This window comes from Corynebacterium sp. HMSC066C02, from assembly GCF_001814945.1.
In the GTDB taxonomy this organism is placed as follows: Bacteria; Actinomycetota; Actinomycetes; order Mycobacteriales; family Mycobacteriaceae; genus Corynebacterium; species Corynebacterium aurimucosum.
In genome coordinates this window covers 1-13,865 of record NZ_KV818459.1, presented here as the reverse complement: position 1 = coordinate 13,865, position 13,865 = coordinate 1, and the positions used below count along the sequence as shown (strand labels likewise).

Sequence of the window (13,865 nt, the reverse complement as noted above, 5' to 3'; positions counted from 1 at the left end):
ATGCTTTAACTGGCCCCACCTTACCGGCATTCCTCTCAAACTTGGCCTCTGTTCGCTATGAGCGTTGGGGCGCAGCACCAAAGGCGCATACGGAAGCTGGGTTAACATTTGCTCATGTCTGTTTCCGAGCTATCCACCAGTACCCAGAACTATTTGAAAGCAATCTGGGGGCTAAAGGAATGGTCGTCCGAGCCCGTTACCGCCACACTTATAGCGAAACAGTTGGGACTCAAGCTCTCCTCGGTTTCCGATGCAGTGCGCAAAATGTCGAAGCAAGGGCTCGTGTCACACACGCCCTATGGCTCTGTGGAGTTAACCGAACTTGGCAGGCAGTACGCATTGGTCATGGTGCGCCGCCACCGATTGCTTGAGTCTTTTTTGGTTCAAGCATTGGACTACACGTGGGACGAAGTCCATAATGAAGCCGAAAATCTCGAACACGCGGTGTCCGACATGCTCATAGAACGTGTAGATAAGTTCCTTAATTACCCCACTAGGGATCCGCACGGCGATCCTATCCCTACGGTTGATGGACAGATCACAATCCCCAGTGCGCACCGTCTCACCGACAGCGGTGCGCAACCGCAAGTGACCGTGGAACGCATTTCTGATTCCGACCCACAACTGCTGAAGTTCCTTGAAGAGCGCGGCATTGTCACAGGGGCTGTTCTTAGCACGCGCGAGGGAGCGCCCTTTTCAGATTCTCTCGAAATACAGGTGGCCGGCAGCACTCAGTGGGTAGTGCTTGGACGCCCAGCTACCGACGCAGTGTTTGTAGCACACCACAGCCGTTAGACCTTCCCCTTTGCATTAATCCTTCTCTCACCTGCTCTTTTCAAAACTACGTTAGGCCGTAGTTGCAACTACGACATTGCGAAGTTAGTCTTTTCGAATATCACCTATCCCACCTATGGCTAAGGCCAGGATGAGCAGGATTGCTATGTCAGACTCACCAGATTTGGTGTATTTTTCTAGCGTTTCAGAAAACACAAAAAGATTCGTCGAACGCTTAGATAGACCCGCGGTGCGCATTCCACTGCGCCCCAAGAAAACCGGGATGATCCAGGTTTCACACCCGTACGTACTCATCGTTCCCACCTACGGCGGAGGCTCGCTCAAACGCGCAGTCCCCAAACAGGTCATCGACTTCCTCAATGACCCAATCAACCGCTCCTTTATCCGGGGCGTTATTACCTCAGGGAATACCAACTTCGGAAGTGCTTACTGCGTCGCCGGACGCATCATTTCCGCCAAGTGCCACGTACCGGAGCTGTATCACTTCGAGCTTCTCGGCACCCAGAAGGACATTGCCGCCGTAAAGCAGGGCCTTCAAAAGTTTTGGGAGCAGCAAAAGCAGCTAACGATGACACCCCATTAATCCCCCACAAGATGAAGAACACATCCGCATCACACAGATTGGACAACACAATGTGGCCTCTTGATGCCACCCCCACACAGACTATTGGCGCTACGCCCCGCACTGCTTCAGCAGACAATGCCGGCGGTGTCGGCAAGCGCAAAAGCTACCACGCACTCAACGCGCAGCTGAACTTGTTCGACGCTTTTGGAAAAATCCAGTTTGACAAGGACATTCAGGCAGCAAAAGACTATGTCACGCACCATGTCGCTCCCCGCATGCATCAGTTCGATTCCACCAAGCAACGCTTGGAATGGTTGGTTGATAACGAGTACTACGAGCGGGATTTCCTTGAGCTTTATGATGACGCCTTTCTGTGCGCCATGTACGACAGAGCACATCAAGCTAAGCACCAGTTCCGCACCTTCCTCGGCGCATTTAAGTTCTTTACTTCATATGCACTGAAAACCTTTGATGGCTCCCGATTCCTAGAAGGCTACGAAGAACGTGTCGCCACCACAGCTTTATACCTTGCACAGGGCGACGAAGAGCTCGCAGAAAAGCTGGTGGATGACATCATGACCGGACGCTTCCAGCCCGCCACCCCTACTTTTCTCAACGCAGGCAAAGCCCAGCGCGGCGAAATGGTCTCCTGCTTCCTTCTGCGAATCGAAGACAATCTGGAGAGCATTGGCCGCAGCGTGAACTCTGCACTGCAACTATCAAAGCGCGGTGGTGGAGTGGCCTTGTTGCTGAGCAATCTGCGCGAATCCGGAGCCCCGATCAAAAAGATTGAGAACCAGGCTTCCGGCGTAGTCCCAGTCATGAAAATTCTCGAAGATAGCTTCAGCTATGCCAACCAATTGGGCGCCCGGCAGGGCGCTGGAGCCGTCTACCTGCATGCGCACCATCCAGATATTCTTCGCTTCCTGGATACCAAGCGGGAAAATGCCGATGAGAAAGTCCGCATCAAGACTCTTTCGCTGGGGGTTGTTATTCCAGATATAACCTTCCGGCTGGCCAAAGAGAACAAGGATATGCATCTTTTTAGCCCGTATGACATCGCTCGCGAGTACGGCGTAGCCATGTCTGACATGTCCATCACCGAGTGCTACGACGAGTTGGTTGCCAATCCGCGAATTTCTCACACGACCATTAAGGCCCGCGAGTTTTTCACCACGCTGGCTGAGCTTCAGTTTGAATCCGGATACCCCTACATCCTCTTTGAGGATACGGTCAACCGCGCTAATCCCCTCAAAGGACATATCAATATGTCCAACCTGTGTAGTGAAATCCTCCAGGTCAACACGCCATCGACCTACGGAGCTTCGGGTGACTACACCACCGTCGGCCAGGATATTTCCTGCAATCTAGGTTCGCTCAACATTGCGAAGGCTTTTGAATCACCGGACTTTGGGGAGACCGTCGAAACCGCAGTACGTGCCCTCACGAAGGTTTCAGACCTGACGAATATCGAAGCTGTTCCTTCCATCGCTCACGGAAATGCCTCCATGCATGCCATTGGTCTGGGCCAAATGAATCTCCACGGCTTCCTTGCTTCACAGCGTATTCCTTATGGCTGCGCCGAGGCACTGGACTTTACAAATATCTATTTCCTCACGGTGACCTACCATGCGCTCCGCGCATCCCATGCACTCGCGGTTGAAAAAGGTCAACGATTCACAGGCTTCGAAGAATCCACCTATGCCACTGGCGCCTACTTTGACAAATACATCGACAAAGACTGGGTGCCAGCCACTGAACACGTAAAACAGCTCTTCCATGAAGCAGGCGTGCAGATTCCTCAACGCGAGGATTGGCTACGGCTCAAGAAACAAGTGATGCAAGACGGCATCTACAACGCCTACTTGCAGGCAGTTCCACCCACTGGATCAATTTCCTACATCAATGACTCCACCGCGTCCATCCACCCGATTGCCTCCAAAATTGAAATACGCAAGGAAGGCCGCTTGGGGCGCGTGTACTACCCCGCGCCGGAAATGACCAACGACAACCTGGAGTATTTCGATGACTCCTACGCCGTGGGATACAAAAAAATCATCGACACCTACGCCATGGCCACCCAACACGTGGACCAAGGACTTTCCCTGACCTTGTTCTTTACCGCTGATACCACCACGCGGGACATCAACAAGGCACAAATCTATGCCTGGAAAGCCGGAATCAAGACCCTCTACTACATCCGTTTACGCCAATCCGCGCTCCAAGGAACCGAGGTCGAAGGCTGCGTCTCCTGTGCTTTGTAGGAGCACGGCCCTCCCCTTGTCTACAACCATTCACTCAGAAAGAAGGAAGCTATGTCTTCAACATCAAACAGTGCTGAACTAACCAGCATTTCAGTTACTCCGCCGAGCTACCGGCATGATCCTTCAGCCCGCATCCGCGCCATCAATTGGAACCGGGTGAGCGATGACAAGGATCTTGAAGTGTGGAACCGTCTCACCGCCAATTTTTGGTTGCCAGAGAAGGTCCCGCTTTCTAATGATCTCCCGGCGTGGCAGAAGATGACGCCCGAGGAACGCAACCTCACCATGCGGGTGTTCACGGGACTCACCACCCTGGATACTGTCCAGGCCACTGTGGGAGAAATCTGTCAGATTCAAGATGCCCGCACCGAACACGAGGAGGCCGTGTATACCAACATCGCCTTCATGCAGTCAGTCCATGCCCGTTCTTACTCTTCAGTGTTTTCTACCCTGAGCAGTACAAAGGAAATTGATGAAGCATACCGCTGGGCGGTGAATAACGACCTTCTCCAGGCACGCGCCAAGAAAGTGCTCGCGCACTATTTTGGGCCGGATCCACTCAAACGCAAGGTGTCATCGACGCTGCTTTCCTCGCTGCTTCTCTACGCGGGTTTCTATCTTCCCTTGCACTTTTCTGTCCACGCCACCCTGACAAATACGGCAGACATGATTCGCCTCATTCTGCGTGACAAGGCAGTGCACGGCTACTACTCGGGCTACAAGTATCAGCGCGGTTTGGAATCCACGACCCCGCTACGGCAGAAGGAAATGCATGATTTCACCATTTCTTTGCTCGAAGAGCTTTATGCACTAGAGCTGGACTATTCCGGCGAGCTATATGAGCCTTTGGGACTCATGGATGATGTAGCCGTGTTCGTTCGCTATAACGCCAATAAGGCACTCATGAATTTGGGCTACCCGGACTATTTCCCGCCCGAAGAAACGGAAGTGAACCCAGAAATCCTCGCGGCCCTAGCCCCCGGAGCAGATGAGAACCATGACTTCTTCTCCGGATCTGGTTCCTCCTATGTCATTGGTACTGCTGAAGAAACGAGTGATGATGACTGGGATTTCTAAACCTTTTCCGCGACCGGACCAAGGAAGCTGGCTTGAGACCATCGCGCTGTTTGAAGCCATCCGCGAAGGAAACCAACCCGCAGCCATGCGGCTGTTGAATACATCCGCCGCACGAGAGGCCGTCCTCGGGGGTCTTCTAGGGCTCATCGAACTGTACTTCCGCCATGAAGAAGGAGACAAAGTAGATGGCTTCCTCACCGCCGCCCACGCTGCCGGCCCACCACCGGCCTTTGGCTGCAAGCCTTTTCTCCCTTGACCACGTCTCCCTACACCCAACTAAGAAAGAAGGTTTACCATGACCACCCCACGTATCAGCGTTATCGTCGGCAGCCTGCGCCGAGAGTCATTTGCACGCAAGATTGCACACGAGGTGCTCACGATGATCCCTGAAGACTACGAGGCAAACATCGTGGAAATCCGTGACTTGCCGCTCTATGACTTCGACTACGATGACCCCGCCGTCACGGACAAGCCCACTCCGGCTGAGTACACCACCTTTCGCGAGACCATCAAGAACTCGAGCGGGATCCTCTTCATTACGCCAGAGAACAACCGCACTATCCCTGCCTGCCTCAAGAACGCAGTGGACATCGGCTCTAAGCCCAACTCAGATGTGGCGTGGAAGAACCTTCCCGCAGGTATCATTAGCCACTCTGTAGGCCGCATGGGCGGCTACAGTTCACAGAAGAACCTTCGCCTCGCCCTGTCCTACTTCGATATGCCGCTCCCTGGTCAGCCCGAAGTATTTCTGGGCCAATCCCCCACCCTTTTCGAAGAGTCCGGACATCTCAATCAACGCACCGCAGACTTTGTCAAGGATTACGTTATGCGCTTCCTGCAGTTGACCGACGAGGCCTTTAGAGCCACGAACGGCTAGCGGTATCCCCAGCCAACACCCATCGCGCCCTCTACGAAGTACTCAAAGACTCCTAGAGGGCGTTCACAATGACACAAACCCCGGATTCAGGCTCATCCTTGAGTTACCTGAATCCGGGGTTTCATGCGCGCTCGCCACCACACATGTGGCAGCAGCGCGTTACAAGCGGGAGATTACTTCTCCTCGGAAGCTTCAGCAGCGTCCGCTTCTTCGATTTCACCGAAGTACTGGTCAACGTCAACCTTGTTGCCCTCTTCATCGGTGACCTCGGCACGGCAGATGGCCATTGCCAGGGCCTTGCCACGGCGAACGTCAGAGAACAGGTTGCCCAGCTGGTTGCTGGACTGCAGCTGCTGGATGAACTGGTTCGGGTCCATGCCGTAAGACTGCGCGGTGAACAGGATGTGGTCGGTCAGCTCCTGCTGGGACACCTCCGGCTCCTCAATCTCAGCCAGGGCGTCGAGGAAGAGCTGGGTGCGGACGGATTCCTCAGCGGACTTGCGAGCATCAGCGTCGAACTCCTCGCGGGTCGTGCCCTGTGCCTCAAGCAGCTGGGCCAGAGCCTTCTCGTCGTGAGCCAGCTGACCCATGACCTGGTGCAGCTGAGCGTGAACCTGCTCATCAACGATGGAGGACGGCAGCTCGAAGGAAACCTCAGCCAGAGCGGCCTTCAGGACCTCATCGCGGATGGCAGCAGCCTGCTCGGACTTCTTGGTCTCCTCGACGCGGGACTTGGTGTCCTCACGTAGCTCATCGATGGTGTCGAACTCGGAGGCCATCTGTGCGAACTCGTCGTCGAGATCCGGCAGCTTGCGCTCCTTAGATTGCTGGACGTGGACCTTCACGGTGGCCTCTTCACCCTCGTGCTCACCGGACTGGATGGTGGTGGTGAACTCGTTGTCCTCATCGGTCTTCATGCCGCGCAGTGCGGTATCGAGACCCTTAATCAGGTTGTCGTCACCAATGCGGTAGGTCAGCCCCTCGTGGGATGCCTCCTCCAGCTTGGTGCCGTCGACCTCAGTGGTGATATCCACGATGCAGAAGTCACCGGTCTTCATCTTGCGCTTGGTGTCCTTAAGCTCACCAAAGCGGGAAGCCAGATCCTCGAGCGCCTTGTCGACGTCCTCTTCGGAAGTCTCCAGCGCCGGCACCTTGACGGAGATCTTGGAGAAGTCCGGCACCTCAAACTCGGGACGAACGTCTACCTCAGCGGTGAACTCGACGAAGTCGTTGTCCTCCAGCTTGGCAATGTCAATCTCCGGCTGACCAATAACCTTGAGATCGTTTTCTTCAACGGCCTGCTCGTAGCGGGACGGCAGCATGTCGTTGACGACCTGCTCGAGGATGGGGCCACGACCAAAGCGGGCGTCGATAAGCTGGCGCGGAGCCTTGCCCTTACGGAAACCCGGGATGGAAACCTGCTGCGCGATCGCCGCGTAGGCCTGATCGATTTCCTTGTCCAGCTCAGCAAACGGAACGTTGACGGTGAGCTTGACGCGGGTATCGCTCAGCTTGTCTACGGTGGTCTTCACGAGAAACTCTCCTGATTGTGATCGTTCAAAGATGAAATTAGGGGGCCTGGATGAGTGTCCAGGCCCCCATACGTCGGGGCGACAGGATTTGAACCTGCGACCCCCTGCTCCCAAAGCAGGTGCGCTACCAAGCTGCGCCACGCCCCGTATGGAAAGCCTCTGCGCCCGGAAGTTCCGCACGCAGCTGCGCTTCATACTGGGGCTAGTGTACCGATAGCTGCTTGACTATCCCAACACCGGCCCCAATTAAACTTTGTTTCCCCACGTCAGGGGCAGCTTTAGCGCTAGAAGTCGAAGTCGAAATCAAACATTCCGCCATCGCCCCCGTCGCCACCAAACAGGCCGTCGAAAAAGCCGCCCTCCTCGCCTCCCCCGGCGTCACCGGCACCATCCATGGCGCCGCCGTCCATACCCTCGGCGCCGCCCATGTCTCCGCCCCAGTCGCCGCTTTCAGCGGCTGCGGCGGAGTAGCCCACTCCCGCCATGCCGGCGAACATGGCGTTGAACATCATGGAGTATCCCACCATCCACACGCCGGTGGTCAACGCGTCAGCCCACCACGGGCGCGAGTACCAGCCGGCCGGGACCGGGCGCCCTGCTACGACACCACCCGGGTAGTAGTTGGGGGTTTCTGCGGATGCGCTTGGCGACGCTGTCAGGGTCTCCCCGTTGGCCTCCACCGTGCGGGTCTCCGTCACCTTGCCGGCCTGGCGCTGGCCTTCCAACGGCGGCAGCTCTGGACCCGGGTCCATACCCATAATTTCACGGGCCGCCGCAACATAGTAGAGACCCTCCAATGCAGATTCGCGCGCTAGGTGCGCCTGCTTGACCGTGGTGGCCTGGGAGATTGCCGAGTTAGCGGCGGTAAAGCGCTCGGAAGCATCCGCCATAGCCTGCTGGGAGGCGGTATCCGTGCCGCTGATATTCATCACCTGACCACCGAGACGCTCGGTCCACCGGCGGGCATCCGCCATCGCATCATCAAAACGTTGGGATTCTCGCAGCTCTTGCTGCTTCTTCCCGTTTCGCGAGGACAGAAACCAAGCGCCGCCGCCAACGACGAGGATGAGGAGCAATAACGAGCTCACGAAAGCACCACTTTCATCTCAGAGTCAAATTGTGTGTTGTCGTAATTATGTACCTACCCAAAGTAACGCCTTTTACCCCTTTCTAGTTCCCATTTTCGTTTCAGCGCCCACGTGCGCTAAAGTAGTTCGCACGCCGATACAACGGCTTTCAACGTTGAGACTTTCAAAGTCAAGGCCTTGAAAGTTGAAGATTACCGGTTGTGGGAATGTCGTATAGTGGCTAATACCTCAGCCTTCCAAGCTGAAGACGCGGGTTCGATTCCCGTCATTCCCTCCAATTCGATTCCCGTCATTCCCTCCAAAAAGCTGCACTGAGCACCTATTTTAGCTAGCCGGTGCGGCTTTAGTCGTTTTTGATTCTGTGGCGCTACTCCACACTCGGAGCACTCCGGTGATTCGCGTAGCCCATAACTTTCCTTTTCTGCGCGGGTGACCAAGCTCTGCGTAGAGTGGGCCGCATGACAGTACCGAATATTGAACTCAACGACGGCAACACCGTCCCCCAGCTCGGCTACGGCGTCTTTAAGGTTGACCCCAATAAAACCGAGGAGCTGGTCCTCGAAGCCCTCAAGGTGGGCTACCGCCACATCGATACCGCCGCCATCTACGGCAACGAGGAAGGCGTGGGCCGCGCGATAGCTAAGTCTGGCATCCCACGCGAGGAACTGTTCATCACCACGAAGCTGTGGAATGACCGCCAGACTGATGCCGCCGCTGCTCTCGACGAGTCTTTGGAAAAGCTAGGACTGGACTATGTGGACCTCTACCTCATCCACTGGCCCTGCCCGGACAATGGCACGTACGTCGACGCATGGAAGCAGCTCATTGAGCTAAAGAAGGCCGGCAAGGCCAAGTCCATCGGCGTCTCCAACTTCGAATTAGAGCACCTGGACCAGCTGGAAACCCAGACTGATGAAACCCCCGTGGTCAACCAGGTAGAGCTGCACCCTTACCTGCAGCGCTGGCGCGAGCTCGATGCCTTCCGCGCCCACCAGGTGCACATCGAGGCCTGGGGTCCACTAGGTCAGGGTAAGACGGATCTCTTCGAGCAGCCGGAAATCACCGAGCCCGCCGAGAAATATGGCGTTTCCCCCGCTCAGGTGATCATCCGCTGGCACCTACAAAATGGCGTCATCGTGTTCCCGAAGTCCGAAAACCCGGAGCGCATCGCGCAGAACTTCGATGTCTTCGGTTTCGAGCTGGATGATTCCGAGATGGCTGCGATTACTGATCTTGACCTTGGGGAAGAGGGCCGTGGCGGCACTCACCCCAAGGAAATGAACTAAGCCTCCGGAAGCTCCGGCGGAATGTTGGTGCGCTCGTACTCGGCAAGAATGTCGATGCGACGCTGGTGGCGCTCAGCACGGGACCATTCCTGATCAAGGAAGGCATCCACGATGGCGAGTGCCTCCTCCTCGGAGTGCATGCGGCCACCGATGCCGATGAGCTGGGCATTGTTGTGCTCACGAGCCAAGCGGGCGGTCTCGGGGGACCACGCCAGGGCGCAGCGCGCGCCCTTCACCTTATTCGCGGCAATCTGCTCACCGTTGCCGGAACCGCCCAACACGATGCCGAGTGAGCCCGGATCGTTGACGGTCCGCAGCGCGGCCTCGATGCAAAATGCCGGGTAATCATCCTCGGCGTCGTACTCGTGGGCACCGCAGTCAATGACGTCGTGGCCCTGCTTCTCCAGGTGTTCAGCGATGACGTTCTTCGTCTCGAACCCTGCGTGGTCTGCTCCTAAATAAACGCGCATGGCCCACATCTTAGCGGGCAGCACGACTCCCCGCTGAGCCCTGCCATTAATAGCGTGCGCTTGCTACGCTTGGGGCCACTCACGCACAAGAGGAGGTTGGCATACCCATGACCAGACGCGTCGCCGCCCTATACCTCGTAGCTTTTCTCATCGGCGCCGGTTTGTTCGCCGCAGGTTTCTTCACGGAACGCGGCTTCCTCCGGCCTCTGGTCATGGCGATCGTGATGACCGTGGCTCACCTCGGGGTGGGCGCTTGGTGGATAGCACAGAAGCCACACCGTGCAGCTGGGATCACCGCCGGTGTGCTTGCACTCCTCGCAGGCGCTTCATGGGCTACGTGGGTAGTCGCCGCGTGGGAGGAATTTCGAGCGCAAGCCTCCCTCCCAATCATCAACATTGCCGGGCTGCCCGCCTTCGCGCTTAGCCCGGTGGTCCTCATCTGCGTCGTCGTCGCAGCGACGCAGAATCGAACTCGCTAAACCTGCGGGGCTTCCGTGCGGGAGCGCTTGAGCTCGAAGAAGTAGGGGAACTGGGCGAGGCGCACGGAGGCGTCGAAAAGCTCGCCGGCTTCCTCGCCGGTGGGAACGCGCGTGATGACTGGGCCGAAGAAGGCGGTATCGCCGAACTTCACCACTGGGGTACCGACCTCGTCGCCAACTTCGGAGATGCCGCAGTTGTGGAACTCGATGAGCTTGTCATCCATCTCTTCGGTGTTGGCCACGGAGGCGAAGTCGGCGGGGAGGGAGGCGTCGTCAAGCGCCTGCTTAATGATGTCATCGTAGGCACCGTAACCCTTCTTACCGCCCTGGCCCTCCGTGTGGATGCGGGTGCCCATGGCGGTGTAGAAGGCATCGACCTTGTCCGGGGCTTCCACGGCAATCTTGGCCGCTACGCGGGCAGGGCCCCAGTTGGCCTCCATCATCTTCATGTACTCCGGATCCAGGTCGCGGCCCTTGTTGAGCACGGACAGGGACATCGGTTCGAAGGTCACCTCGATATCGCGAACCTTCTCCACTTCCTTAATCCAGCGCGAGGTCAGCCACGCGAAGGGGCACGAGCAGTCGAACCAGAACGTCACTTGTTGAGCCATAATAAATCTCCTTTGCTTGTGCAGTCTGTGGCACCCCACCCTAGGCGTGTGACTACGCTGGTGCAGAGACTTAAAGTAACGAGAAAGAGGAGTAACCTACATGACCTCGATCAACCTCACCCGCGAGGAAGCCCAACAGCGCTCCGACATGGTGGAGGTAAGCCACTACGACGTCGCGCTCGACCTCACCGGGGAAGAGTTCTTCACCTCCACCACGGTGGTGAAATTCCGGGTGAAGGAAGCTGGTTCGACGTTCATTGATTTGCGCGGTGACGAGCTTCTCGAGGTCCGCCTCAATGGTGCGCCGTTGCCCACCAGCGCTTATGACCCGACGTACGGCATCCCACTCTCGGGTTTGCAGGTGGCGGAGTATGAGCTCAAGGTCGTGGCGAAGATCCGCTACTCCCGCACCGGCGAGGGTCTGCACCGCTTCGTGGACCCGGTGGATGGTGAGGCCTACCTCTACACCCAGTTCGAGACTGCCGACGCCAAGCGTGTCTTCGCCTGCTTTGACCAGCCGGACTTGAAGGCTACGTACTCGCTGACTTTTGAGGTCCCAGAGCACTGGGCGGTCATTACCAACTCCCCCATCACGCGTTCGGGCAATACCGTGCGCGCTGCGGTGGATTACCCGCTGTCGACCTACCTGATTGCGCTGTGCGCGGGCCCGTACGTTGGTGTGACGGATACGTGGACCGGAACGTTGGCGGAGCATCCCGAGGGCTCGCCGGCACAAACCGTTGAGGTGCCGCTGGGGATTTACTGCCGCCCCTCGCTGCTGGATTCGCTCGACGCGGAGCGCCTCTTCACCGAGACTAAGCAGGGCTTTGATTTCTATCACCGCAACTTCGGCTTTGCCTACCCCTTTGGCAAATATGACCAAATCTTCGTGCCGGAGTTTAACGCCGGTGCGATGGAGAACGCCGGATGCGTAACAATTCGGGACGAGTACGTCTTTACGTCCCAGGCCTCGCACTACAAATACGAACGCCGCGCGGATACCATCCTCCACGAGCTGGCCCACATGTGGTTCGGTGATTTGGTGACCATGCAGTGGTGGGATGATTTGTGGCTCAACGAATCCTTCGCTACCTGGTCCGCGGCGATCTCCCAGGCGGAGGAAACTCAATACGACACCGCGTGGGTGACCTTCGCCAATGTGGAAAAGGCCTGGGCTTACCAGCAGGATCAGCTGCCCACCACGCACCCCATTTCCACGGATGCCTCCGATATTGAGACCGTGGAACAGAATTTCGACGGCATTACCTACGCCAAGGGTGCGTCGGTGCTCAAGCAGCTGCAGGCCTATGTGGGCCGCGAGAACTTCTTCGCCGGCGTGCGCCGCCATTTCCAGGAACACCAGTGGTCGAATGCCACCTTCGGGGATCTGCTGCGCCACTTGGAGGAGGCCTCAGGGCGTGACCTGTCCTTCTGGGCACAGCAGTGGCTCAAGACCACGGGCGTAAACACGCTGGGCGTGGCGTTGGGTACGGACGAGTCCGGCATCATCACGCAGGCCTACCTCACCCAGCGTGGTGATACCCTGCGCACGCACCGCGTCGCTGTCGGCGTCTATGCCTTGCAGGGTGAGAAGGTGGTGCGCACCGAGCGCATCGAGATGGATATCGACGGCTCCTCCACCGAGATTCCGGAGCTTGTGGGCCGCGCGCTTTCCGACGTCCCCTTCGTCCTTCCCAACGACGATGACCTGACCTACTGCCTCATCGATCTGGATGCGGGTTCTTTGCAGTTCCTGCTGGAGAATGTCGACAAATTCGAGGACCCCATGGCCCGCACCCTGTGCTGGTCCACCGCGTGGGAGATGACCCGTGCAGGTACCATGCGCGCCCGCGATTTCGTCGCGCTCGTCGCCCGCGGTGCGGCGGCGGAGACTGAGCTCGCCGTGCTCGAGCGCATCCTCGCCCAGGCCGCTTTGGCCCAGTCCACCTATGCCGACCCGGAGTGGGCGAAGGAGGACACGCAGCTTGCCGACGCCCTCCTGGCCGGCGCCCGCTCCGACGACGCCGAGCGCTCCATCGTCTTCACCCAGGCGCTGGCCGGCATCAAGCTTCACGACGCCTCCCGCACCTTCTTCCAGGACCTTCTTGAGACCTCCTCGGATGCGGGCCTGCGCTGGAAGGCGCTCACCGCGCTCATTGCTGATGGCTCGCTTGCCGACGTCACCGGGCCCGAAGCCGCCGGCGCCGCCCTGACGGCGGTGGCTGAGGAACTCAAGCGCGATAACACCGCGACGGGCTACCAGGCCTCGCTTAAGGCGTTGGCTGCGGTTAATACCGAGGACAACAAGCGCGCGGTGTGGGACGAGATTGTCGCCGGTGAACTGGGCAACCGCGACTTGGAATCCAAGCTAGCGGGCCTGGCGTTCGTAGGCTCCGACGAGCTCCTGCCGAGCGCTGAGTTCTTTGACGTGGCGGAAAAGATCTGGTCCGCGCAATCCAACGAGATTGCCCTGACCACGGTAACCGGGTTGTTCCCGCGCTGGGATGTCAGCCAGGAGACCCTCGACCGCGCCGACGAGTTCCTCTCCCGCGACTTGGCCGGCGGCTTGCGCCGCGCAGTCACCGAGCAGCGCGACCGCCTCGCCCGCGCTCTGCGCAACCGCGCCGTCGACCGCGGCTAGTCCCCAGAGCATACGCATCAAGCCCCTCACCTGAGGGGCTTGTGCTCCAGTTCCTCCTCCCCCTGTCCGCCGCCACCGTTCACCCAGCCAATCCCTGTCCGCAGCCACCATTCACCCAGCCAATCCCGTTCCCTACCGTTTGTCAGCGTTAGCCACGCCTGTGGCCAACCTTCCTCCCGT

The 13,865-nt window shown here is 58.0% G+C and carries 13 protein-coding genes and 2 tRNA genes; 10 read left to right on the top strand and 5 right to left on the bottom strand.

Features of this window, described 5'->3' with window-relative positions:
* Positions 1-114: 114 nt before the first annotated feature.
* The 6 genes from HMPREF2996_RS07720 to HMPREF2996_RS07695 all read left to right on the top strand — a co-directional run bounded on the left by HMPREF2996_RS07720 (position 115) and on the right by HMPREF2996_RS07695 (position 5,578).
* Positions 115-795, top strand: coding sequence for a metal-dependent transcriptional regulator (locus tag HMPREF2996_RS07720; RefSeq protein ID WP_010190918.1), 681 nt, complete (start codon positions 115-117; stop codon positions 793-795).
* Between the two features lie 115 nt (positions 796-910).
* Positions 911-1,378, top strand: a complete 468-nt coding sequence (gene nrdI / locus HMPREF2996_RS07715) for a class Ib ribonucleoside-diphosphate reductase assembly flavoprotein NrdI (RefSeq protein ID WP_005324049.1) — start codon at positions 911-913, stop codon at positions 1,376-1,378.
* A 50-nt stretch (positions 1,379-1,428) separates the two neighbouring features.
* Entirely contained in the window at positions 1,429-3,624 is a 2,196-nt protein-coding gene (nrdE, locus tag HMPREF2996_RS07710) for a class 1b ribonucleoside-diphosphate reductase subunit alpha (protein ID WP_070730845.1), read from the top strand.
* Positions 3,625-3,675: 51 nt separating this feature from the next.
* Positions 3,676-4,701, top strand: a complete 1,026-nt coding sequence (nrdF, locus tag HMPREF2996_RS07705; RefSeq protein WP_023020918.1) for a class 1b ribonucleoside-diphosphate reductase subunit beta — start codon at positions 3,676-3,678, stop codon at positions 4,699-4,701.
* Positions 4,685-4,957 (top strand): hypothetical protein, encoded by a 273-nt coding sequence (locus tag HMPREF2996_RS07700; RefSeq protein ID WP_034655492.1) that lies wholly within the window; start codon positions 4,685-4,687, stop codon positions 4,955-4,957. Before nrdF ends, HMPREF2996_RS07700 begins: the two co-directional genes overlap by 17 nt.
* A 39-nt stretch (positions 4,958-4,996) precedes the next feature.
* Positions 4,997-5,578: an NADPH-dependent FMN reductase gene (locus tag HMPREF2996_RS07695; protein WP_070447780.1), complete on the top strand. Its 582-nt coding sequence runs from the start codon at positions 4,997-4,999 to the stop codon at positions 5,576-5,578.
* A 173-nt stretch (positions 5,579-5,751) separates the two neighbouring features.
* On the opposite strand, the gene tig is transcribed toward HMPREF2996_RS07695, so the two are convergent.
* The 3 genes from tig to HMPREF2996_RS07680 all read right to left on the bottom strand — a co-directional run bounded on the left by tig (position 5,752) and on the right by HMPREF2996_RS07680 (position 8,198).
* Positions 5,752-7,110 (bottom strand): trigger factor, encoded by a 1,359-nt coding sequence (gene tig / locus HMPREF2996_RS07690; RefSeq protein ID WP_070730843.1) that lies wholly within the window; start codon positions 7,108-7,110, stop codon positions 5,752-5,754.
* Positions 7,111-7,183: 73 nt separating this feature from the next.
* Positions 7,184-7,257 (bottom strand) — tRNA-Pro (locus HMPREF2996_RS07685).
* 137 nt (positions 7,258-7,394) lie between these two features.
* Positions 7,395-8,198, bottom strand: coding sequence for a hypothetical protein (locus HMPREF2996_RS07680; protein WP_070564606.1), 804 nt, complete (start codon positions 8,196-8,198; stop codon positions 7,395-7,397).
* Between the two features lie 202 nt (positions 8,199-8,400).
* Between HMPREF2996_RS07680 and HMPREF2996_RS07675 the strand changes: the two genes are divergently transcribed.
* A tRNA-Gly gene (locus HMPREF2996_RS07675) sits at positions 8,401-8,475 on the top strand.
* A 181-nt stretch (positions 8,476-8,656) separates the two neighbouring features.
* Positions 8,657-9,484, top strand: a complete 828-nt coding sequence (locus tag HMPREF2996_RS07670; protein WP_070730841.1) for an aldo/keto reductase — start codon at positions 8,657-8,659, stop codon at positions 9,482-9,484.
* Here HMPREF2996_RS07670 and HMPREF2996_RS07665 read toward each other — a convergent pair.
* Entirely contained in the window at positions 9,481-9,954 is a 474-nt protein-coding gene (locus HMPREF2996_RS07665; RefSeq protein WP_070447768.1) for a ribose-5-phosphate isomerase, read from the bottom strand. The two genes, HMPREF2996_RS07670 and HMPREF2996_RS07665, sit on opposite strands and share 4 nt — an antisense overlap.
* 107 nt (positions 9,955-10,061) lie before the next feature.
* Here HMPREF2996_RS07665 and HMPREF2996_RS07660 point away from each other — a divergent pair, with 107 nt between their 5' ends.
* The gene (locus HMPREF2996_RS07660) at positions 10,062-10,433 is read left to right on the top strand and encodes a hypothetical protein (protein ID WP_070730839.1); all 372 of its coding nucleotides are present in this window, start codon (positions 10,062-10,064) and stop codon (positions 10,431-10,433) included.
* Here HMPREF2996_RS07660 and HMPREF2996_RS07655 read toward each other — a convergent pair.
* Positions 10,430-11,044: a mycothiol-dependent nitroreductase Rv2466c family protein gene (locus HMPREF2996_RS07655; RefSeq protein WP_070730838.1), complete on the bottom strand. Its 615-nt coding sequence runs from the start codon at positions 11,042-11,044 to the stop codon at positions 10,430-10,432. The genes HMPREF2996_RS07660 and HMPREF2996_RS07655 overlap by 4 nt on opposite strands.
* A 100-nt stretch (positions 11,045-11,144) precedes the next feature.
* Here HMPREF2996_RS07655 and pepN point away from each other — a divergent pair, with 100 nt between their 5' ends.
* A complete protein-coding gene (gene pepN, locus HMPREF2996_RS07650) occupies positions 11,145-13,685 on the top strand; it encodes an aminopeptidase N (protein ID WP_070719544.1) in 2,541 nt (846 codons plus the stop codon).
* The last annotated feature ends 180 nt before the right edge of the window (positions 13,686-13,865 follow it).